The sequence below is a fragment of the Enterococcus canintestini genome, from assembly GCF_001885735.1.
GTDB classification, from domain to species: domain Bacteria; phylum Bacillota; class Bacilli; order Lactobacillales; family Enterococcaceae; genus Enterococcus_C; species Enterococcus_C canintestini.
The window spans coordinates 12,844-33,400 of sequence record NZ_JXKG01000003.1; the positions used below are offsets into that span (position 1 = coordinate 12,844).

General features: G+C 35.3%; 23 protein-coding genes. 8 read left to right on the forward strand and 15 right to left on the reverse strand.

The genetic code is table 11. The features are described 5' to 3' along the window. Nucleotides 1-18: 18 nt before the first annotated feature. The 7 genes from deoC to RU96_RS02945 all read right to left on the reverse strand — a co-directional run bounded on the left by deoC (nucleotide 19) and on the right by RU96_RS02945 (nucleotide 6,274). Complete coding sequence (gene deoC, locus RU96_RS02915; protein WP_071864057.1) at nucleotides 19-681, reverse strand: deoxyribose-phosphate aldolase; 663 nt, start codon at nucleotides 679-681, stop codon at nucleotides 19-21. 130 nt (nucleotides 682-811) lie between these two features. Beyond that, nucleotides 812-2,113, reverse strand: coding sequence for a pyrimidine-nucleoside phosphorylase (locus tag RU96_RS02920; RefSeq protein WP_071864058.1), 1,302 nt, complete (start codon nucleotides 2,111-2,113; stop codon nucleotides 812-814). A 124-nt stretch (nucleotides 2,114-2,237) separates the two neighbouring features. After that, nucleotides 2,238-3,257: a LacI family DNA-binding transcriptional regulator gene (locus tag RU96_RS02925; RefSeq protein ID WP_071864059.1), complete on the reverse strand. Its 1,020-nt coding sequence runs from the start codon at nucleotides 3,255-3,257 to the stop codon at nucleotides 2,238-2,240. 176 nt (nucleotides 3,258-3,433) lie between these two features. Further along, nucleotides 3,434-4,357, reverse strand: coding sequence for a LacI family DNA-binding transcriptional regulator (locus RU96_RS02930; protein WP_071864060.1), 924 nt, complete (start codon nucleotides 4,355-4,357; stop codon nucleotides 3,434-3,436). A 25-nt stretch (nucleotides 4,358-4,382) separates the two neighbouring features. Beyond that, nucleotides 4,383-4,661, reverse strand: a complete 279-nt coding sequence (locus tag RU96_RS02935; RefSeq protein WP_071864061.1) for a hypothetical protein — start codon at nucleotides 4,659-4,661, stop codon at nucleotides 4,383-4,385. Nucleotides 4,662-5,091: 430 nt separating this feature from the next. Beyond that, nucleotides 5,092-5,697 carry a class I SAM-dependent methyltransferase gene (locus RU96_RS02940; RefSeq protein ID WP_071864062.1) on the reverse strand — a complete coding sequence of 202 codons (606 nt, stop codon included), beginning with the start codon at nucleotides 5,695-5,697 and terminating at the stop codon, nucleotides 5,092-5,094. A gap of 4 nt (nucleotides 5,698-5,701) precedes the next feature. Beyond that, nucleotides 5,702-6,274 carry an SGNH/GDSL hydrolase family protein gene (locus RU96_RS02945; RefSeq protein WP_071864063.1) on the reverse strand — a complete coding sequence of 191 codons (573 nt, stop codon included), beginning with the start codon at nucleotides 6,272-6,274 and terminating at the stop codon, nucleotides 5,702-5,704. A gap of 237 nt (nucleotides 6,275-6,511) precedes the next feature. Between RU96_RS02945 and coaA the strand changes: the two genes are divergently transcribed. Both coaA and guaA read left to right on the forward strand, forming a co-directional pair. Then, the gene (coaA, locus tag RU96_RS02950) at nucleotides 6,512-7,435 is read left to right on the forward strand and encodes a type I pantothenate kinase (protein ID WP_071864064.1); all 924 of its coding nucleotides are present in this window, start codon (nucleotides 6,512-6,514) and stop codon (nucleotides 7,433-7,435) included. Between the two features lie 82 nt (nucleotides 7,436-7,517). Beyond that, nucleotides 7,518-9,083 (forward strand): glutamine-hydrolyzing GMP synthase, encoded by a 1,566-nt coding sequence (gene guaA / locus RU96_RS02955; protein ID WP_071864065.1) that lies wholly within the window; start codon nucleotides 7,518-7,520, stop codon nucleotides 9,081-9,083. Between the two features lie 334 nt (nucleotides 9,084-9,417). Here the strand turns inward: guaA and RU96_RS02960 are convergent, their stop codons facing one another. The 7 genes from RU96_RS02960 to RU96_RS02985 form a co-directional block, all read right to left on the reverse strand. Then, nucleotides 9,418-9,891: a hypothetical protein gene (locus tag RU96_RS02960; RefSeq protein ID WP_071864066.1), complete on the reverse strand. Its 474-nt coding sequence runs from the start codon at nucleotides 9,889-9,891 to the stop codon at nucleotides 9,418-9,420. 72 nt (nucleotides 9,892-9,963) lie between these two features. Then, on the reverse strand, nucleotides 9,964-10,539 hold the full coding sequence (locus RU96_RS02965; RefSeq protein WP_211269894.1) for a streptococcin A-M57: 576 nt from the start codon (nucleotides 10,537-10,539) through the stop codon (nucleotides 9,964-9,966). 38 nt (nucleotides 10,540-10,577) lie between these two features. Next, nucleotides 10,578-10,706 (reverse strand): AgrD family cyclic lactone autoinducer peptide, encoded by a 129-nt coding sequence (locus RU96_RS12680; protein ID WP_084035446.1) that lies wholly within the window; start codon nucleotides 10,704-10,706, stop codon nucleotides 10,578-10,580. Nucleotides 10,707-10,717: 11 nt separating this feature from the next. Further along, nucleotides 10,718-11,290, reverse strand: a complete 573-nt coding sequence (locus RU96_RS02970) for an accessory gene regulator B family protein (protein WP_071864067.1) — start codon at nucleotides 11,288-11,290, stop codon at nucleotides 10,718-10,720. Nucleotides 11,291-11,392: 102 nt separating this feature from the next. Then, entirely contained in the window at nucleotides 11,393-12,136 is a 744-nt protein-coding gene (locus tag RU96_RS02975; protein ID WP_071864068.1) for a LytR/AlgR family response regulator transcription factor, read from the reverse strand. Continuing rightward, nucleotides 12,133-13,440, reverse strand: coding sequence for a sensor histidine kinase (locus tag RU96_RS02980; RefSeq protein ID WP_071864069.1), 1,308 nt, complete (start codon nucleotides 13,438-13,440; stop codon nucleotides 12,133-12,135). Before RU96_RS02980 ends, RU96_RS02975 begins: the two co-directional genes overlap by 4 nt. Nucleotides 13,441-13,493: 53 nt before the next feature. Beyond that, nucleotides 13,494-14,318 carry a helix-turn-helix domain-containing protein gene (locus tag RU96_RS02985; protein WP_084035447.1) on the reverse strand — a complete coding sequence of 275 codons (825 nt, stop codon included), beginning with the start codon at nucleotides 14,316-14,318 and terminating at the stop codon, nucleotides 13,494-13,496. Between the two features lie 185 nt (nucleotides 14,319-14,503). On the opposite strand from RU96_RS02985, the gene RU96_RS02990 reads away from it, so the two are divergent. The 6 genes from RU96_RS02990 to RU96_RS03015 all read left to right on the forward strand — a co-directional run bounded on the left by RU96_RS02990 (nucleotide 14,504) and on the right by RU96_RS03015 (nucleotide 18,522). Next, nucleotides 14,504-14,833, forward strand: a complete 330-nt coding sequence (locus RU96_RS02990) for a hypothetical protein (protein WP_071864070.1) — start codon at nucleotides 14,504-14,506, stop codon at nucleotides 14,831-14,833. Beyond that, on the forward strand, nucleotides 14,830-15,333 hold the full coding sequence (locus RU96_RS02995; protein ID WP_071864071.1) for a hypothetical protein: 504 nt from the start codon (nucleotides 14,830-14,832) through the stop codon (nucleotides 15,331-15,333). The genes RU96_RS02990 and RU96_RS02995 overlap by 4 nt, the downstream gene beginning before the upstream one ends. 166 nt (nucleotides 15,334-15,499) lie before the next feature. Then, nucleotides 15,500-16,342 carry a rolling circle replication-associated protein gene (locus RU96_RS03000; protein ID WP_071864072.1) on the forward strand — a complete coding sequence of 281 codons (843 nt, stop codon included), beginning with the start codon at nucleotides 15,500-15,502 and terminating at the stop codon, nucleotides 16,340-16,342. A gap of 46 nt (nucleotides 16,343-16,388) precedes the next feature. Next, the gene (locus RU96_RS03005) at nucleotides 16,389-16,583 is read left to right on the forward strand and encodes a DUF3173 domain-containing protein (protein ID WP_071864073.1); all 195 of its coding nucleotides are present in this window, start codon (nucleotides 16,389-16,391) and stop codon (nucleotides 16,581-16,583) included. Nucleotides 16,584-16,585: 2 nt separating this feature from the next. Beyond that, complete coding sequence (locus tag RU96_RS03010) at nucleotides 16,586-17,788, forward strand: tyrosine-type recombinase/integrase (RefSeq protein ID WP_071864074.1); 1,203 nt, start codon at nucleotides 16,586-16,588, stop codon at nucleotides 17,786-17,788. Nucleotides 17,789-17,973: 185 nt separating this feature from the next. Next, entirely contained in the window at nucleotides 17,974-18,522 is a 549-nt protein-coding gene (locus tag RU96_RS03015; protein ID WP_071864075.1) for an ECF transporter S component, read from the forward strand. Nucleotides 18,523-19,288: 766 nt separating this feature from the next. Here the strand turns inward: RU96_RS03015 and RU96_RS03020 are convergent. Next, nucleotides 19,289-20,329, reverse strand: a complete 1,041-nt coding sequence (locus tag RU96_RS03020; RefSeq protein ID WP_071864076.1) for a helix-turn-helix transcriptional regulator — start codon at nucleotides 20,327-20,329, stop codon at nucleotides 19,289-19,291. Nucleotides 20,330-20,557 lie beyond the last annotated feature (228 nt).

Sequence of the window (20,557 nt, forward strand, 5' to 3'; positions counted from 1 at the left end):
ATTGCATATTAATTGCGTTTAATAGCCGCCACCTTGTGCACCAGTTACAATCGCAATACTAGCAGAAGTACCTAAGCGATTAGCACCAGCTTCCACCATTGCCATTGCTTCTTGTTCGTTGTGGATGCCACCAGATGCTTTCACACCCATTTCAGGTCCTACAGTTTGACGCATTAAACGAACATCCTCTACCGTTGCCCCACCAGTTGAAAAACCAGTAGATGTCTTAACAAAATCCGCTCCCGCAGCTTTGGCTAGCTCACAAGCTTTGACAATTTCTTCATTCGTTAACAGCGCCGTTTCAATAATTACTTTGACTAACGCTTTATCTTTAGCAGCATGAACTACTGCTTCAATATCTTGTTGTACTTTTTTGTATTGGGCAGATTTTAACGCACCAACATTAATGACCATATCAACTTCATCAGCACCATTATGAATCGCATCTGTTGTTTCATAGGCTTTCACTTCAGATGTATTTGCGCCTAAAGGAAACCCAATTACGGTACAAACCGCTGTTGGTTCACCTTTTAATTGTTCTGCTGCAAAACTTACCCACGTTGGATTGATGCAGACAGAATAAAAATGATATTTTTTTGCTTCTTCAATAATTCGCAATACGTCTTCTTGTGTCGCGTCTGCTTTTAAAATAGTGTGGTCAATCATGCGATTTAATTCCATTTTGGACAACTCCTAAATATTTAGTTTGTAAATTTTTTATCCTTTACAAAACCCAATTTTTTAAAAAACTTTCATCATTCTTATTTTACCATGTATTCAGCTAATCAAAAAATGATTCCTGTAAAGACACTTATTCAGTAATAATGTCATGAATAAGTGGTGGTTCACTACCGTTTTCACCAATGGTAATATTGTTATAAAGCAATTCTTTAACATTTGTGACATCTTCTGTGTTGCTGTAAATTGTCAGTAACGATTCACCTTTTGCTACTTTGTCACCAACTTTTTTATGCAGTTTTAACCCGACTGCATAGTCAATTTCATCTTCTTTAGTTTTTCTTCCCGCCCCTAAAAGCATGGCGGCAATACCAATTTCATTGGCAACAAGTTGGGTCACTACCCCGCTTTTTTTAGCCGGTAAAGCAATCTCATATTGAGCGGTTAGTAAACGTTGGGGCGCATCAACTATTGTTTCGTCGCCACCTTGATTTTTAATCATCTCTTTGAATTTTGCTAATGCCTTACCAGAAGATAGGGCTTCTGCTAACATTTCCCGCGCCTCTTCTAAAGTTTGCGCTTGTTTGGCTAACACTACCATTTGGCTTCCTAAGGCATAACACATTTCGACTAAATCTTCAGGGCCATTACCTTGTAGCGTTTCAATTGCTTCCACTACTTCTAAACTATTACCAATGGCTTCACCTAAAGGTTGGGACATATCAGAAACTACTGCCATTACTTGGCGATTGGCTAATTTCCCAATTCGTACCATCGTATGGGCAAGGCGGCGGGCATCTTTAATGTCTTTCATAAAGGCGCCATCTCCTGTAGTTACATCTAAGACGATAGCATCTGCACCGGCCGCAATTTTTTTACTCATAATGGAGCTGGCGATTAATGGAATCGAGCTTACTGTCGCCGTCACATCTCGCAGGGCATAAAGTTTTTTATCCGCAGGGGCTAAATCACCTGATTGTCCAATCACCGCTACTTTACTTTCATTTACAACCCGAATAAATTCTTCATCCGTAAGTTCAATTTTAAAACCAGGAATTGCTTCTAATTTATCCAATGTGCCACCAGTAAAACCAAGACCACGACCAGACATTTTAGCAACTGGAACCCCGACACTTGCCACAAGGGGAGCTAAAACCAAAGTCGTCGTGTCTCCCACACCACCAGTAGAATGTTTATCGACTTTTATACCGTCAATAGAAGACAAATCAATCACTTCACCAGAATGCGCCATCGCTAAGGTTAAGTTCGTAATCTCCTCATCTGTCATGTCGGTAAAATAAATTGCCATTAGTAAGGCACTCATTTGATAATCAGGAATTGTACCTTTAGTGTATTCCGTAATAATAAAGTCAATTTCTTCTTTAGATAACAATTGACCATCACGCTTTTTTTCGATCAAATCGACCATTCGCATGCTTTTTCCTCCTCAAGTCCAGTGTCATTATACAACAATTTTTCGATTGGTAAACCACTTTAGTAAAACAGTTTACCTAATAAACTCCATTGCGCTAAAGCGCTTACAGGAGCAATATACTGTATTAATTCTCGCTTGTCAAGGTCCTCACACTCTCACGAATAATTAATTTAGTATCAAATACTTTATTCGGAATTCGGCGTTCTGGAAACTCAATCGCATCGACTAAAAACTTCGCGGCATAAAAACCAATATCAAAAGCTGGCTGTAAGACCGTCGTCAGTGGAGGTGTGACGTATTCTGTTAAATTCAAACCATCAAAACCAATCACAGAAATATCTTCTGGTACTTTTTTACCTAACTCGTAAATAGCTTGGTAACACCCAATCGCCATGGAATCATTGCTACAAAAAATAGCCGTTAACTCTTTTTGCCGTAGTAATTCTTTAGCCGCCTGATACCCACCAGCTACTGTCAATTCATTTTCCACCACGTAACGACTTTTATAAGCAATTCCGTGATCTTTTAGACAGTGACGGTAACCATTAAAACGTTCTTGGAGTTGATAATAACCCGTACTTTCCTTTAACATACCAATATTTTTATGTCCTCGTGAAATTAAATGATTAATCGCCTGGTAAGCACCTTCATAATCTTTCACAATTAAACGACCACTATTACGCTGATTAATCCCACGGTCGATTAAAATCGTTGGCATATTGTTATAAATCGGACTCCCCAACTCATAGCCACTTGCTAGTAAATGCGGTGTCGCCAATAAAACACCATCGACAGAACGATGACTCAATTCCTCCAGATAAGTAATCTCTTTTTCCTGACTTTGCTGGGAGTTACAAAGAATAATCATATAGCCGAGTGGATTAACATAGCGTTCTGCGCCTTCCACCACTTTTGAAAAGAAAAAGTCGGTCACATCTGGAATAATCATTCCAATCGTTTTGGAACGCCGATTAATTAAGTTTGAGGCAAAAAAATCGGGTTTGTAATGGTATTTATTCACAATATCCCAAACTCTTTGTCGTGTTTCACTACTAAAACGTGTTCCTTTGTTATTTAAGATTTGCGAAACCGTCGTCACCGAAACGCCCGCCATCTCTGCTATTTGCTTAATTGTCAGCTTCATTTTTATCCCCCCATACGCAATAGTGTACCAAAATCTACTTTAAAAAAATAGGGAGTTAAAAGAGGATGTAAGAAATTACAAAGTACTATTTCATTTCTAAAATACATTCATGCATCAAAAATCTTTCCCCTTTTCCATCAAAAAAATCTCCTCCACCAAATCGGCAGAAGAGATTTTTAACGAATGATTAAGCGGTGTGGGATCGTCAGTTGAGCATTTTTTTCTTCATAAAAAAGTTGAAAGGCCGCTTTGCCACATTGTTTTAATTGATGATCAACAGTCGAAAATTGCAACAATTGGCTGACTAACAAATTCTCCCGACCAATTACAAAAGGCTTTTGCTCGGGCGGGTATTGGGCTAAAATCATCGCTGCTACTTCATCCCCATTAGTGATAATTCCGTCTACTTGGCGCTTTTGGAAAAATTCTGCGGCTTGAAAACCATCTTCAGCATGAATACAGTCCCAGAAAATATCCGCTTCATCAAAATCAGGAAAATACTTTTTGCTTTGGGCAATCGTTAAAATTGAGTTGCCACTTAGCCGTTTACTACGCCCTAAAGTTAGGCCTAAACGCTTTATACCTTGCTTTTTTAAATATAGAATACTGGCTTTTAACGAAGCGGCCAGATCAATGGCGACAAAACGGACTTCTTTTAAATCTGATGCTTCACAAAACACAATATTATTTTTCGCTAAATAAGGTAAAAAAACATCCATATGATTGGCTCGCGTGGTGACAATTAGACCGTCAAAACTTTTAGCGGCTAATTCTTCCAGATAACTTTTTTCCAATTTTTCGTCATAATTTGTCGGTAATAATGTAATTTTATATTGGTGGGCAAAAGCGGCTTTCATAATTCCCTTTAATAACTGATTATAAAAAGGGTGATCGACAAAAGGCACGATAACTCCCACATTCTTCGTAATGCCTTTGCTCAAATTTTGCGCCGTTCGGTTAGGCTTATAATCTAGGGTGTTCATGACTTCCAAAACTTTTTGTCTTTTTTCTTCTGCCACATAAGGATGATTGTTAATCACCCGCGAAATGGTCGTCACCGAATACCCCGTCATTTTTGCAATATCTCGAATATTTGCCACTTTTCCCACCTCTAATTTATCTTACTTAGACAGCTACTTGTAATTGTTGATAAAGATAGTCTATCACAGCTAGGCCTGCTTCATAAACTTGGCAACTCATTTCTCCTTTACCAAAAGAAAAGCGACGACCGCCATAATATTCATCAAAAACCTGCCAATCTAATTCACAAATATCTTCTGCTAAAAGCACTTTTGATTGCAAGCCGCTAACATCAGTTAATATAATTTTTTCTGCTTTAATCTCCACTTGCACATAATAAAGTTGCGTAATGCCATTTTGAGTTAATTTCACATAAGTAAACATAAACCTTCCTCCTATTTCTGTTTCAGATTGCCGGTTAAAAAGCGCTTTTTTAACTACATTCAAAGCATAATCTATGAAACTCGTTTCAGAGCAAGGAAAAAAACTCACTTTTTATCAGAAAAACTGAATGAACGTGGTTAGCTCTTAAGTAATAAGCCATAATCTTGATAAATTGTTTGGCAAAATTCTTAAATTTCCGGCTGATTAACGCAGAGAGTTCGTTCATGCTGCTAGATCAATAGAAAAGCTAAACAAATGCGTTTAACTCTTTAGCATTCAGGCAAAATGATACGAAATTTGAGGAGAAATTCGCTATCATTTCGCCTGAATGTCGCTAAGAGTTGGTTTGCAAAACTAGATCAGTATATATCCCGCCTTACAAAAAAACGCCAGCCCCTCATTAAGTTTGCGAGAAGCTGACGTTTTTTTATTAATCTTCTTTGATGCTTTGTAAAATATAGTAGCCTTTATCTTTGGTTAAAATTGTGCAGTTGCCAAAAACTTCTTTCATTTTTTTCTCGGCGCTCGGTGCACCTTGTTTTTTCTGAATGACCACAGTTAGCGTTCCACCTTCTGTTAAAAGCGGATAGGCGTCACTTAAAATCGTGTGGACGACTTTTTTACCTGCGCGAATCGGCGGATTACTTAAAATTGCCGCATAAGCTGTTTCGTTCACAGTTTCGTAAATGTTGCTTTCATGAATTGCGACATTTTCAATCTGGTTGCGCCCAGCATTGCGTTTTGCTAAGTCGATGGCACGTTGATTGACATCGATCATTTCTACAAAGCGCTCAGTAGTTGCGGCCAATGTTAAACCGATTGGTCCATAGCCACAACCCACGTCTAAAAGTGGGCCTTTAGGCAAATCCGTAGCCGAAAAAGTTTCAATTAAAACTCTTGAACCAAAGTCGATTGTATTGCGGGAAAAAACACCACTATCTGTTACAAAATGAAATTTATGTCCTTTTAATTCAAAATCAAATTCAGTAAAGTCGTGGTCCGCATGGGGTTGGTTGGTATAATAATGATCACTCATAATTTCATCCTAATAATTTATTTTTAATATCACGAGCAATTAAAGCTCCTAATAAATGATACCCAAATTTAGAAGGATGTAAACCATCACTTTGTAAAAATTCTTCTGGCTCTGGGTAAACTGACATATGATGATACATATCAATGTAATTGACCCCTGTTTCTTGGGCAATATCTTTTGCCATTGCAATGTATTTTAGTAGTGTTTCTTTATCGCCAGTGGTGCGAATTGTAAAATCAACCCAACTCGGTCCTACCAAAATAACTTTTTCAGCGGGGAAAGAAGCAATCATTTTCTTTAAGTTTTCGCCATAGCCTTGGATATTTTGACCATCATTTAAAGCGTCATTAATCCCCACATTTAGCGCGATAAAATCAGGATTTTCCGCCACCGCTTGAGGTAATTGTTCTAATGCTGTAGTCGTTGAAGCTCCTCTTTCACCTAAATTTACGACTGTATAATCAGGAAAACCCATGCCAGTCAATGTTTCTAAAACATATTCATTTAACAAATTTGTTACTTCGCCTTCAAAAAAACCAGCTGCGATACTATCGCCCATGATGACAATTTTTTTCATCTTCCTCGCTCCTTTTTTAATTTTCGCACGTATTTTGTCTCTTTTTGTCAGACTCTTCCTCTTTATACTAGCAGAAAGGTTGGTAAACTGCATTTATTTGTGTTTTCACTAATAAAGCGGTCTGTTTTGTGTTAAAATGTTCGCGAAGTCTGCCAATCAGGTAGTCCACCATTATTTTGTCAGTATCTTTTATTACGCATTAATTAATGGTAGCAAAGCAACCTAAAGGAGTCGCTTATGGAGGAAAAAATCAATTACTACAAAATCTCGCGCCAAGAATGGCAAGGATTTTACAATAGTAAGAATATGCCACTAACCCAAGAAGAATTAGATGGCATTAAAAGTTTAAATGATCGCTTATCCATGCAAGATGTGGAAGATGTTTATATTCCGTTGTGCCATTTGATTCACCTTTATATGAAAGAAGCGGAATCTTTAAATTTAAGTAAAGGTCTTTTTTTACATCGCTATGTCAAAACACCGCCTTTTATTATTGGAATCGCCGGTTCGGTTGCTGTAGGAAAATCAACGACTGCCCGCTTAGTCCAAACCTTGCTGTCTCGTCTGTTTCCAAGACGCAACGTCCAATTGATAACTACAGACGGTTTTTTATACCCTAATGCTACACTCCAAGAAAAAGGCATCATGGATCGCAAAGGTTTTCCTGAAAGCTATGATATGGAGCGATTAATTCAATTTTTAAATGAAGTCAAGTCAGGTAAAAAAGAGATTAAAGTGCCAGTTTACTCTCATAGTGTTTATGATATTGTGCCCGATCAATTTGAATTAATTGAACAACCAGATATTTTAATCGTTGAAGGAATCAATACTTTACAACTGCCACAAAATCAACAAATTTACGTCAGCGACTTTTTTGACTTTTCTCTTTTTGTGGATGCAAAACCAGAATTAATTGAACACTGGTATCTGGAACGCTTTGAACAATTACTCGACACCGCCTTTTTAGATCCAACCAATTATTACTATCAATTTGCTATTGGAGACCGCAAAAAAGCGCTCGCTATGGCTGAAAACGTGTGGCAAAATGTGAATTTGAAAAATTTAGAGGAGTACATCTTGCCTACTAGAAGCAGAGCAGATATAATTCTCCATAAAACAAACCATCATTTAATTGATGAAATCTATTTGCGAAAATATTGATTTTATTTTCATGCCTGTTAAACTGCTTGTAAGAAGCTTACTTCTTTACAATAAATAATCTAAAGAATCGAGGGATTTAACTGTGACAAATGTTGACCACCTACCCACAGTCGAAAAGATTATCGTTTTAGACTATGGTAGCCAGTACAACCAATTGATTACACGCCGCATCCGTGAGTTTGGTGTCTTTTCTGAATTGATGAGCCACAAAATCACTGCAGAAGAAGTCAAAGCCATTAATCCAAAGGGAATTATTCTTTCTGGCGGACCAAATAGCGTTTATGATGAAGGCGCCTTTGGCATTGATGAAGAGATTTTGAAGTTAGGAATCCCAGTTTTAGGTATTTGTTACGGCATGCAGCTAATCACTTATAAATTAGGTGGTAAAGTTGAGCCCGCATTAAACAAAGAATATGGTAAAGCCGAATTAGAAGTAACCGCAGATGACGCGGAGCTTTTTGCTGGCACACCGAAAAAACAAACCGTTTGGATGAGCCACGGTGACTTGGTAACCCAGACACCAAGTGGTTTTGAAGTTGTTGCAACAAGTAAAGATTGCCCAATTGCTTCCATCCAAAATAAAGCAGACAAAATTTATGGTATCCAATTCCATGCTGAAGTTCGTCATTCAGAACACGGCAATGAATTATTAAGACACTTTGCAATGGACGTTTGTCAATGTAAAGGCGACTGGTCAATGGATAACTTTATTGACATGCAAATTGCTGAAATTCGCAAAACTGTTGGCGACAAAAAAGTCTTACTTGGCCTATCAGGCGGGGTAGATTCTTCTGTTGTTGGGGTTTTATTACAAAAAGCCATCGGTGACCAATTAACCTGTATTTTTGTAGACCACGGCTTGTTGCGTAAAGATGAAGGCAAACAAGTAATGGAAAGTCTTGGCGGCAAATTTGGTTTAAACATTATTAAAGTAGATGCCAAAGATCGTTTCTTAGACAAATTAAAAGGCGTCTCTGATCCTGAGCAAAAACGTAAAATCATCGGGAATGAATTCGTCTACGTCTTTGACGATGAAGCAACTAAACTTGCCGGTAAAGAAGGCATTTCCTTCTTAGCCCAAGGCACACTTTACACTGACGTAATCGAATCTGGAACTGAAACTGCCCAAACCATTAAGTCTCACCATAATGTTGGTGGTCTTCCTGAAGATATGCAGTTCAAATTAATTGAACCATTAAACACTTTATTTAAAGATGAAGTGCGGGAATTAGGAACACAACTAGGCATGCCGGATGCTATTGTCTGGCGCCAACCATTCCCAGGCCCAGGTCTTGGCATTCGTGTCTTAGGTGAATTAACCGAAGAAAAATTAGAAATCGTCCGTGAGTCAGACGCCATTTTACGAGAAGAAATCGCTGCAGCAGGTCTTGATCGAGACATCTGGCAATACTTCACTGTATTACCTGGCATCCGCTCTGTCGGTGTTATGGGTGATGGCAGAACTTATGATTACACAGTCGGTATCCGTGCAGTAACATCAATCGATGGCATGACAGCCGATTTTGCCCGTATCCCTTGGGATGTATTGCAAAAAATTTCTGTCCGCATCGTTAACGAAGTAGATCACGTTAACCGCATCGTGTACGATATTACCTCTAAACCACCTGCAACTGTGGAGTGGGAATAAAGAGCCAACATAATATGGATGGGGAATGCCTATAAATCAACATTCTTCAGTTGCTAAAGTGCTTGATTTTCATTAAAAATGATATGGTTCCCTACCATTTTCCCTACCAAAAATCCCTTGTCAGATTAATATTTGACAAGGGATTTCTTTATTTATCCTACTATAAAAATTGGAGTGTTTTTTAGTTTGATAAGTATTTTTAGTAACATCTGCAATTTCTAATAATTTTAGAGAACAATAATCAAGACATCTTTTTCGATACATTGATACATTATAGTAACTATTCTTCTGTTATCTCTACATAAGTTGACCAATAAGTTTAACTAAACTGGATTTATGAGTTTGTTTTATCTTCAGTAACTAACCCATAAAAATTATTTTTTTTAACATTAAAGAAATTACGAGTAGAAAAGTCTTCCCCAATTGTTTTAGCCACATTAAAATAATAGGTTTTATCCGCTTCGATTGTCATAAGGTATCCCCAACTCATTCCTAAAACTACCCAATTTTTAATCTCGAATCGCTTTATCTGTTTTTTGGGAATTCGAATAACATTTCTGTCAAAGCTTTTTTCTTTAATTTTCACTAACGAAAATCCACTGCCTACTTTTTTAATAACCAATTCATTTGGGGTAAATACAAGTAGGTTAACCTTTACCAGCATAGCCTGAACAACTGCTTTAAAAGGAATTATCCCTAAAATTGGCAAGGGGTACCTATAACACGTAAAAAAATTAGATTGAGATTTAATACCAAGATAACTTAAAAATTTAATTGCTTGTTGCTCAATTTTAGCATCTGAATCCACGTTTAATCCACCTTTGATCTAATTTAAAAACAAGTAGGATTCATTTTGAAGTCCTACTTGTCATATTATATCCTAATTTCCCCAACAAGAGACAGCATTTATTGCTACACTAGCAGCAATGGTTATAACATTAAATTTTGCAAATTGTGACGGAGTTAAAGATTCTTTAGCAATATCGAGTAAGATATCAACTGCTTTATCGTAGTTTGCACCCTGTAGGTAATTAATTAAAGTCTGCATAATATTCTCACCTTCAAGAATATCCCAAATAACTCCTCCAAATGGAAGTGAATTAATTACGACACAAGCAGCATATTTTTGTAAGTCATCTCCTAAGGCAGGTATAACAAAGTTTTCATAAATGAATTTTCCCGATTGACCTTCAGCACCTGGCAACTCAGCTTTCTCCTTCAAAGCTGCTAAATCTGTAGGTATATATTGATGAGTTACAGGATCAATATATCCTGCATCTTCCAAATAGAACTTCAAACTTTGAACTGCCTGTTCTTTCATTTCTTGTTCACTAAGAATCGCTTCTTGTGCGTCATTATTACTCTCACTAGCATAAACGCTAGATCCAGCAAACACAAACGAAGCACTAGCAAATAGAGTAGCAACAAACGCAATAACAATTTTTTTCAAATTCATTTTTTTCACCCTTTCTAAATTAAATATCCCCGACTTTTCTATTTTTTCTCTTGTCTCAAAATCTCCGGCTTCTTAGGTTCGTAAAAACCTAATTGACATTTAGCACCATCACCAAAAATAAACCCTAGCTTCTCGACAACTTTTGCTACCATTCCTGCTTCTTTCATACTTTTCCTCCTTAAAATATATTATTTGGTATTAGAAATATGATTGCTATCCCCATACCGTAAGCCATTAATAACCCAAATTTAATTGGTAACGAATATGAAACACAAAGCAAAATCAAAAAAGTAATCAGACAAATATATTTTAAAAATTTTACTTTTTTTTGATTATTCGTATATGAATTTTCAGTAAATGAAGGGGCAAATAAGCAGATAGCAATCGATCCAAATGTGCCAAATACTACGAAGAAGAATAAAGTTGACCCCTGCTGAATTTGTCCAATCACATTATCAAGAACGAATGGAAGAACTGAAAACAAAAAGACACTCGATAAGTTACAAATAGTATTCGATTTGGCATGGTAGCCAAATCCAGATACCCGTAACAGACAAAACGGAACATAACAAATCAAAGTTTCCTTTAATGAATAGAGTAATACTGAAACAAGTAAAATCAATAAAACTTTAAATAGATTGTAAAATAGAACCGTCCAACCATAGACTATTCTTGCTTTTTCATAATCTGAACGTTCTTGCTTTGCTAGACTTTGTTCATAAACCCATAATGCTAATCTTTCTTCCACCATCTGGTTCCTCCTTGTGACTATTTTGGCACGAAAGTTATACCTATAGTTGATTTCTGCCTAAGAGGTCAAAATTTATGCCTGAACGCAAAAGAAAAAGCCATCTTAATGATGACTTTCCAACTGGTTCAATAAATTTTTTTGAAATCGAAGAGAAATATAACAAGTTTCTCCATTTTCAAATGTTACTATTCGTTCTTTCACGTCAACACTTCTAATGTTCTCAATGTTTACCACAAATGATTTATGACTTGCGATAAATGAAGAATGTAGTTTAACGATATCCGTTAGTTTCCCATAAAACTCAAACTGCTGATTTTTTAAATGAACTTCAATTCGGTGTGACTTAAAGGAACTTTCAAAAAATAGAATTTTACTTACTGGAATCCTTTCAATTTGATCGCCAATCTTCAAAGTAATCATCTCTTCTTTTGAAGCACTACTTAAAAAAAATCGTTCAAGAGCTTTATCTATACAACTTTTTATTCTATCTTCTACTGTAGCATACTGATCCTTTTCAATATAATCCATGGTTTCTATTTGATACTGAAATACAAGGGAATAAAGCTCCCCATGAGTAGTAATAAAGACAATTTTTGCATTTGGATCACGAGCTTTAATCTCTTCAGCTAACTCTATCCCAGTTACAGTTGCTTTTAAATCTACATCAAGAAAAAATAAATTGTCCTCCTCAATATTCTGTTCAACCGCATTTAAAATTTTGTTAGGATCTGTCGTACTCAATTTCAACACGACTTGACGGGTCTTAAAAAGGATATAATTTTGAATAATCCTAGTAAGTTGATTGAGGTAATGTTGCTCATCATCACAGACAAAGATATTCATCATGAATCATCCCTTCCCATTTCAGATAAGATCACTATTTTCTGCATAAAGTAATCATTTTCAATTTTTGTCTCTAAAAAAACATTATCTACCTCATGAATTAATTCTTGTAGTATCGCTAATCCGTGCCCTCTTCCAGCCCCTTTAGTAGAAAAGCCACTTTGTTTTATCTGATGTAAAGGTGGAATATTTTCTAAGCAAGAATTTCGAATAATAATCGTCAATGTTCTTCCAACCTCAAACATAGCTATCCTTAATTCAGGATTTTCGCTCTTATCAGCACCTTCAATAGCATTATCCAAAATAATTCCCAATGCACGAATTAATAGCATAATTAAGTTATCAGGAAGTTCTTTTATTAATTTGGGGATTTCGATGATTGTGTTAATCCCCTTTTGTTGAGCAATTAACACTTTGTTCACCACTAAGCTCTTTACTTCTCTACTTTCAATGTTTGAAGCCTTTGAGATTTTAAAACTATCTTTCTCTAAATAGGTAACTGTGGGCATAATAACCTTTCGAAAATAGTGATCTAGGGCGGAATAATCTTTTTCATCTAGATAACCTTCAATTGTCAACAAAATATTTTTATAATCATGTCTAAAGTTTCTTATTTCATTGTTAGTTAACTCTAGCATCTTCATATATTCCGTTAAACTTTGATATTCTTGTTTCAGAAGCCTATTTTTGATAGATTGTTTAATCAAACCTACTGAAAAAAATGCACCAATGATTAAAACACCTGTATACATACTAACAAAAAATAAGTTAGTTAATCCATAGTAAGAATGAACATTCAAATAAGATTCTTCAATGATTAGAGCATAGTAGCTAATAAGAACTAATATACATAGGATACTAAGAACCCAACCTACTTCTTTTTGCTGAGTTAAATGCAATAAAAATTTTTTTATCTTCATTGATAAAACTAAACCAATAATCAAGTAACAGGTAATAATCGTTCCTAAAATTTGCACCATATTTAAACGATCATAAATGTTTAATTTTGTTAAAGCAAAACCCACTACATAATTTAAAAAGATGTACATTCCTAAAGACATTGTACTGGTAATGATAGCAACAAATTTATCTTTTTCCAAATTGAACGATAGTATCAACAATAATATGCCAAAACAGACAGAAGAAATATTGCCAAAACTGTAAAATAGAGCCACGCTCATGATTATTATTACGAACGACCATAAAAAATACTTTTTATCAAATTTTCTTTCCAGCATTCTCCCGTTTATAAACCCAATTGAAAAGTATTCTATTCCCAAAAGCAGTAATTCAAATAACGTTGCCATATAGACCCCTCGCTTATCCAAAAGCTTTCTAAGTTTATCCTCAATTCTATTGTTTATCTTAATCTTTCTATCTGTTTATCAATCTCATCTTTAAACATAGACAAAGTTTCTGAAGTTTGAATTTCTCGGTACACATCTGAATCTTTATCGTATATAAACGTTTGTATATGAGGTGTCATTGACTTTTTCTGAATACCATAAAAAATTATCCTTGAATTTTTCAAGGACAAGCCAATTTGATTAAAATTTTCAGTAAATACTACATGTTCATGTGCTTTTTCTATAAAGTCAGGATACTTATAAAAAAGCTTGATATTTTCCTCAACAGGAGTAAAAGGCATGATATGTAAAATATTGTTATCTATATCTGAGTAAGCATAATACTTTACATTCTTTTTATTGAAATCCTCTCGCTGTTCAATAAAATCATTTTGATACTCTGCCATGTATAGACTGGAAATTCCCAACATAGATTCGTAACTATATCTTCCCACAGCCTTTCCACGTCTACCATGTTCAAGAAAGTATTTTCCAATTGAAAGCCAAAGAATATCATCATAAGAACGTTCTTCTGGAGGAATACTTTCAAAAATTTCAAATAAAATATTATCACTGAATTTAACATCTAAATTCTGACTAAATAAATCATAAAGGTATTCATCAGCTCGTCCATATAAAATCTGATCTGGCATCATTTTGCCTAATAACGCAATTTTGTCTAACTTGTCCTTTTTGGGAATACTCACTCCTTTTTCCCAGTTGTTAACAGAGCTTCTAGGAATATCCCCGATTACTTTGCCAAATTCGTCCATACTATAACCTAAGTCAGTTCGTATTTTTTTTATTCTTTCACCGACTTTTCTCTTATCAGGTTTCATTTAAATTGATCTCCTTATCTTTCAAAAAGATTCTCAGCTTTCCAGACAATTTAATCATATCAGAAAAACAAAATAAGTAAATTATTTTTGTACTATTTTTTGTACTAAAAAAGTTGACAAACAAATCAAATAGGTTTATTCTATTTTTGTACTAAAATATGTACTAAAAAGAAAGAGGGATTTATATGCCAATTAGAATTAACGATTTAACTTTACCAAAAGAAAAACTGGAAACGGAGTATCAAGTAGTTCAAGTCACTCACTGGCAAAAGGATGGAGAAGAGATTGGCTGGACATATGAGTGCATTCTTCCAAAATTACGGTTTGAAAAAATTAGTATTAAAGTGAAGTCTGAATTTCCCGTAATTTCAAAAGAAGAGCTTGAAAAGCAAGGACTAGCGGTTGTTCGATTTGACAACTTACTAATCGCTCCATGGGGAAGAGCTAACGGGCAATTTGTTAGTTATGGTTTATCCGCAACTGCTTCTAAAGCTACACTCATTCAAAGCAAATGAACAAATACTTTACTGCTCACGAAGTTCTCGAACAAGTAACAGGGCTAAACTCGATTTCTACTTTAAACAAATGGGCAAATCTTATCCAAAAAGAATGTGACTATGAATTTCATTACGATTATATTCCATTTAATGTTTATTCAAAAAGAGGACAAACTACTTCCCACCGTAAAACAAGAATGTTTACTAGTGAAGAGATTAAAAAATTTCAAGAAGTAGTCCACTTAATTCCATCACTAGGAAGAAATCAATCTTTAATGAAAATTTTTTCTGACAAATATATTATAGACGGCTTGAAGCATAGTGAACTAATGCCTATTATATTTGAAAAAGTAGACGCAGAGTTATCAAGCAATACAGAATTAATTCAATCACAAGCTAAAAAAATTGAGATACTGGAAAACCACTATCGAGCAATGCTAAGACAGCTTGCAACTTTAGAAGAAAAATTCACTTCTCTAGATCAATCCTCCGGCGGGTGGTTTCGACGGAAGCGGTAGAGCCTAAAAGCTCAAGCCGCTTTCCGCTCGAAAGTAACCACACGATGGACGAAGGATCTGGAAGAAAGTCGAAGACTTTCTTCCCCTTAACTTGATTTATAGAACAACATCAGGAGAAAACTGACTGCTCTTTGACAATTGAATACGCAACAAGGAGTGATGATTTTTGCAGGCTTATAATCAAAAAATCATTGAAACTCCCACGTATATTGAAATTTATGATTATGAAGCAATCATTACTCCCAAACGTAAAACGATCGAAAACGAAATGAATCCTGAACGAAAACAACAATTAGCTTGGCTTTATGAAGATGACACTACTCTTGAAAAAAGAAAAAACTATGATGAACTATCCGCTCAAGGACAATATGACAGTTTAAAACGCAAACAGAAACATTATCAAAATATGCGATTTGAAATTGCCCGCCTTGTAGACACGAATTTTGACAATCAAACAAAATTTTTAACGCTCACTTTCAAAGAAAACATTCAAGACATTGAGTATGCGAATAATGAATTCAAAAAATTTATCAAACGACTGAATTACGACCTCTATAAAACTAAAAAAGCAAATTTGAAATATCTCGCCACGTGGGAAAAGCAACAACGCGGTGCGATCCACTACCATATTATCTTGTTTGACTTTCCCTTTATCTCCTTTGATCGCTTAACCACGATTTGGGGTCAGGGTTTCGTTAGGATCAACAAGATCGATGTGGATAGCATCGAAAATCGTGGGCGCTATATCAGCAAATATTTCGATAAAGAGCTGGAATTGAAAGAGCATAAGAAAAAAGCTTTTTTCAAGTCACGGAATCTCAAACTACCAATTGTCACTAAAAAGATGGTAAAGAAACCCTATGATTCCACGAACCAAGATGTGCTCTATACAAACGAATATATCATTAGACGCCCATATTTTTACAATGCTTTAAATGAGTTTGGAAGTCCTGAACAAGTGATGGATTTTCAAGAAAGTACCGTTCATTATACAAAAATAAGAAAGTAACACTATTACTCAATGCTAGTGTTTTCTTTGAAAGTGAGTTTATAAAATGAAGAATACAATTTGTCGAAAAGATTTAGAAGCTTTAGGATTTAAAGCACATCAAGCTGCCACAATAATCCGCCAAGCAAAAACAAGAATGGTAAATCAGGGATATCCATATTATAATAATAAAAGAGTTGGGGTTGTACCTCGACAAGTAATTGAAGAAATTATAGGTGTTCCTCTTTCACAGGAGGAATAACTATGAAAACAAAATACCCTTGTGTGTATCAAGATAAAAATGGTCGCTTTTCCTATCTGGTTGAATTAGGAACAGATCAAGTAACCGGAAAGAGAATTCAGAAGAAAGGAACAAAAGATTCTCTAGGCAAACGATTTTCATCCGCTCGTGAAGCACACAAAGAAGTCATGCGTATCAAAAATGAATACATGGTTGTAAATGGATTTGCGAATTATGATTTAACTTACAAAGAATTTATGGAGCAGTCTTACGTTCCACACTACAAAGCTAGTGTACAAAAAAGTACCTGGAGTTCTCGTGAGTGTGGATTAGTTCAGATTACTGAATTTTTTGCTGATAAGAAGCTTCGTGAAATCAATGTGCGAGATTGCGAAAATTATCGAATTTGGTTATTAAACGATAGCGGATACTCGCAAGCTTACAGTTCACTTATGTATGGTATGTTTCGCAAATCATTAGACTATGCGGTCACCCTGCAATTTCTGAATGAGAATATTTCCAAAAGAACAAAAGCAATTCCAAAAGGAAAATCAATCGTTCCCTACTGGACAAAAGAAGAATTTGAAGATGTTTTGGCAAAAATCTATAAAGATGATTTCTATGAACATATGTGTTTTGTAATGATATGGCTATATTACATGACTGGTGTTCGTGTGAGCGAAGGATTAGCACTTAATTGGAATGACGTGGACTTTAAACGTAAAAAGTTGAGAGTTCATCACACCTTGGAAATGACAAATCAAAAAGATTTTATTCGAAAACCCTACACAAAAACTGAAAGCGGTCTGCGAATCATTTCTTTGGACGATGATACAATTGAAGTGTTAAAAGAGTGGAAAGTTGTTCAAAAGAATCATGGTGTAGAACAATTTATTCTTAGCTACACCGATCTCCCGCTCTATCGTTCAACTGTTCAGCGAATTATTCAGCGCTATGCCAAATTAGCTAAAGTTCCGATAATTCAAGGAAAGGGATTACGACATTCTCACGTTAGTTACTTAATCAATGAGTTCAATGCAGATATTTTAGTCGTCTCCCAACGGCTAGGGCATTCTAGTCCTGAGATTACTTTGAAGCACTATGCTCATCTATGGAGCCGTAATGATGAAGGAATTGCTGAACAAATGACAGGAAATATCAAATTTATTTACGCAACAAAATCTAATTTAACAAACTTTAACGGAAATCAAGCAGTAAAAATCTAACCCTACCATTTCCCTACCTAAATGTGATGTTTGTTCAAAGAATGCTGATATAACAGTGTTTCTACGAAGTAACTTACGTGGAGTGGGAATAATATACAGGTGAAATAAATCTCAATTGTGAGTGCTGAACCAGTCGAATAATCTCGACTGGTTTTTGTTTTAATTATTTAGAGGAGACTATTATAATGAACCGTTCGACTAAAATTTTTGCTATTTGTGCACTAGCTGTGTGCGTTAATATTATTTTGGGAACAATTATTGCCTCTGCCCGTATCCCTTTTCTTTATTTTGATGTAGTTGGGACCATTTTTGTAGCGGCAAATTTTGAAATACGTTATGGCATTTTGACCGCAATCGTAACCAGTTTAGTAATCAGTATCGTCAGTGGACCACTTTTTTTACCTTTTATTTTCGTCAGTATCGCGATTGCGATTATTACAAATCTGATGGCAAAAAATGGCTTTGACTACAAACGGGCCTTTTTTACAGGCATCTTGTTAACCTTACTTGGTTCTCTGATTAGTGCGCCGATTCGCTTAATCATGTTCGGTGGCTTTTCAAATTCTATTACTGATTTTTTGATTATTAGTTTAAAAGCCAACGGACAAAAAATGATTACATCAGCTTATTGGGGAGCAGTGACTGACAGCATAGTTGATAAGATATTGTCCTGTTTAGTTGTCGCTTGGATAATGAAACATCCCATTTTGAATCGTTCTCGCCTACATTTTTAATCTGTCACTAAAAGCCACCTCTCAAAAAGAAATGGTTTTTTGCCAGTCATATAATGACTACCTAATGCGTTATACTAAAAGAGATGAGAATTATAAAACCTTTCTCTAAGGAAAATTTTCTCTGCAAAGTGCGCGATTCATGTGTTAATAACTCTTTGGCAACTGGAATTCACCAAAGAAAACAACATCTGTCAAATTGCGCAAATGGCACAGTTTGTCATCAGATGTATTCTTAGCAGTAATTTCCATACACCAAAGATTTATTTAATATCATAGCATCACTTTTGTTATGAACTAAAAAAAGTTCATAAGCACATAAAAAGTATAACGAACTGTTTTGGCTCTCAAGTAGTAAACTGAAATTAAAAAATTTCAGCAACTTACTATCCTAGAGAGCCCGTTCGTTTATAATGCTTAACTAAAGAAAAACACAATGCCTAAATCATTGTGAAGCATATAATCACTTTATCTTTAAAATAACCCGCTATAAACATACGCATAAAAAGCGTTTGCTAATAGCGGGTTTTACGTTACTAAAAATAGTCACATTTTTGGAGTAAACAAAATCTATCCTCGATTTTCAACACTTAGAGTGCAGTTTGTTACATCTAAGTATTTTTTCCATATACCTGTAAGGGGTTGAAAAAACCACTGGCTTTAACATTGCCTATAAATTTACTTACTTTATACACTTGCCTTTTACTTCTATATATCACTTAAAAAAATCAAACCAACACGCTTCATACTTCCCCATTTTTATAAAGGATCAATTACTATCCAGATCTTGCACATGTTTTTGCTCACCATCTTTATATACTTCAAAACCATAACTTTCTAAAGCACCAATCATCTCATTAACAGTATAATCCCGCATGGATGCAGGCGAGAGCACTTTAATCATATCTCCTTGGCTCAATAACCACATTTTCATTCCATAACCATCATTAACTTGCATTTCAATGGTGTAGACATTATCTTCTTGTCGAATAATTTTAGAATTGGGAAAGCGATCCAAGACATAAACTGGATCAAAATAAAATTCCACTACCATGGTAATTGGCTGACCAAAATATGAAAATTTACCGGTCTGATTGCGTAACACGCCCCCTTCATAACGTTCTTTGTATGCTTTGTGGGGTAAATACTCCGCTAACTTTTGCAAGTTTTCCATGTTGTTAATGCGAAACTTATTCATCTCAGTTAAATTTGCATTGTCTTTACCATAATGATTATCTGAAATCATATAAAAATACATATCTGAAAAATGTATCGCTTCTGGTAGACGTTTCAACGTTTTGGTAACCCCGTTTTTTGTATAAGTAAACTCTACCAATCGATTTTCTTGAATCGCTTCCCAAATTAGCTGAATTTGATCTAATAAGTTATTTTTGGCTACACCTTCATAATAAAATTCTTCATTACGTAAGAAATTTTGCAATATTTCGGGTTGTTGGGCCATAGAAAGTAACTTTTCGTGCATTTGTTTTAACTCATGGGCATTAAATACGCGGCTGCCATAAAGAATTTTTAGCAAAACAAGTAACTCTTCATCTGAAAATTTTTCTAAATCAAATAAATTCCCGTAATCTTTTAATTGATAATTTCCTTTACCATCACGAGCCACAAAAACCGTTTCACGCATTGTTTTTCCTTCTATTTCTTCTAAAAGAACTTCATCAATAATCGCCATATCCCGCTGAATCGTGGATTCTTTTTTGTCAAATGTTGCCATTAATTCTCTTTTCGTAATTTTTCTACCACGCAACAATTGCAAAAAAATCATTAATATGCGCTTTTGTCCATTCACAAAAAAGGCCTCCTTGCCATTACTTCTCACTCTTTATTATAAACTAAAATTTCTCGCACATAATATTTTCCCACAACTTCAGTTACGAATTATCTTATCATCAAAACCAATTTCCTCCGCCCCTTTAAAATGCGAGTAAAAACTAATCCAGTTTCAAATGGTGCAACAAGGACTAAAAAAGGAAAAACCGCACCAAACAGCACGCTTTAAAGAGCACTTTTGGATACG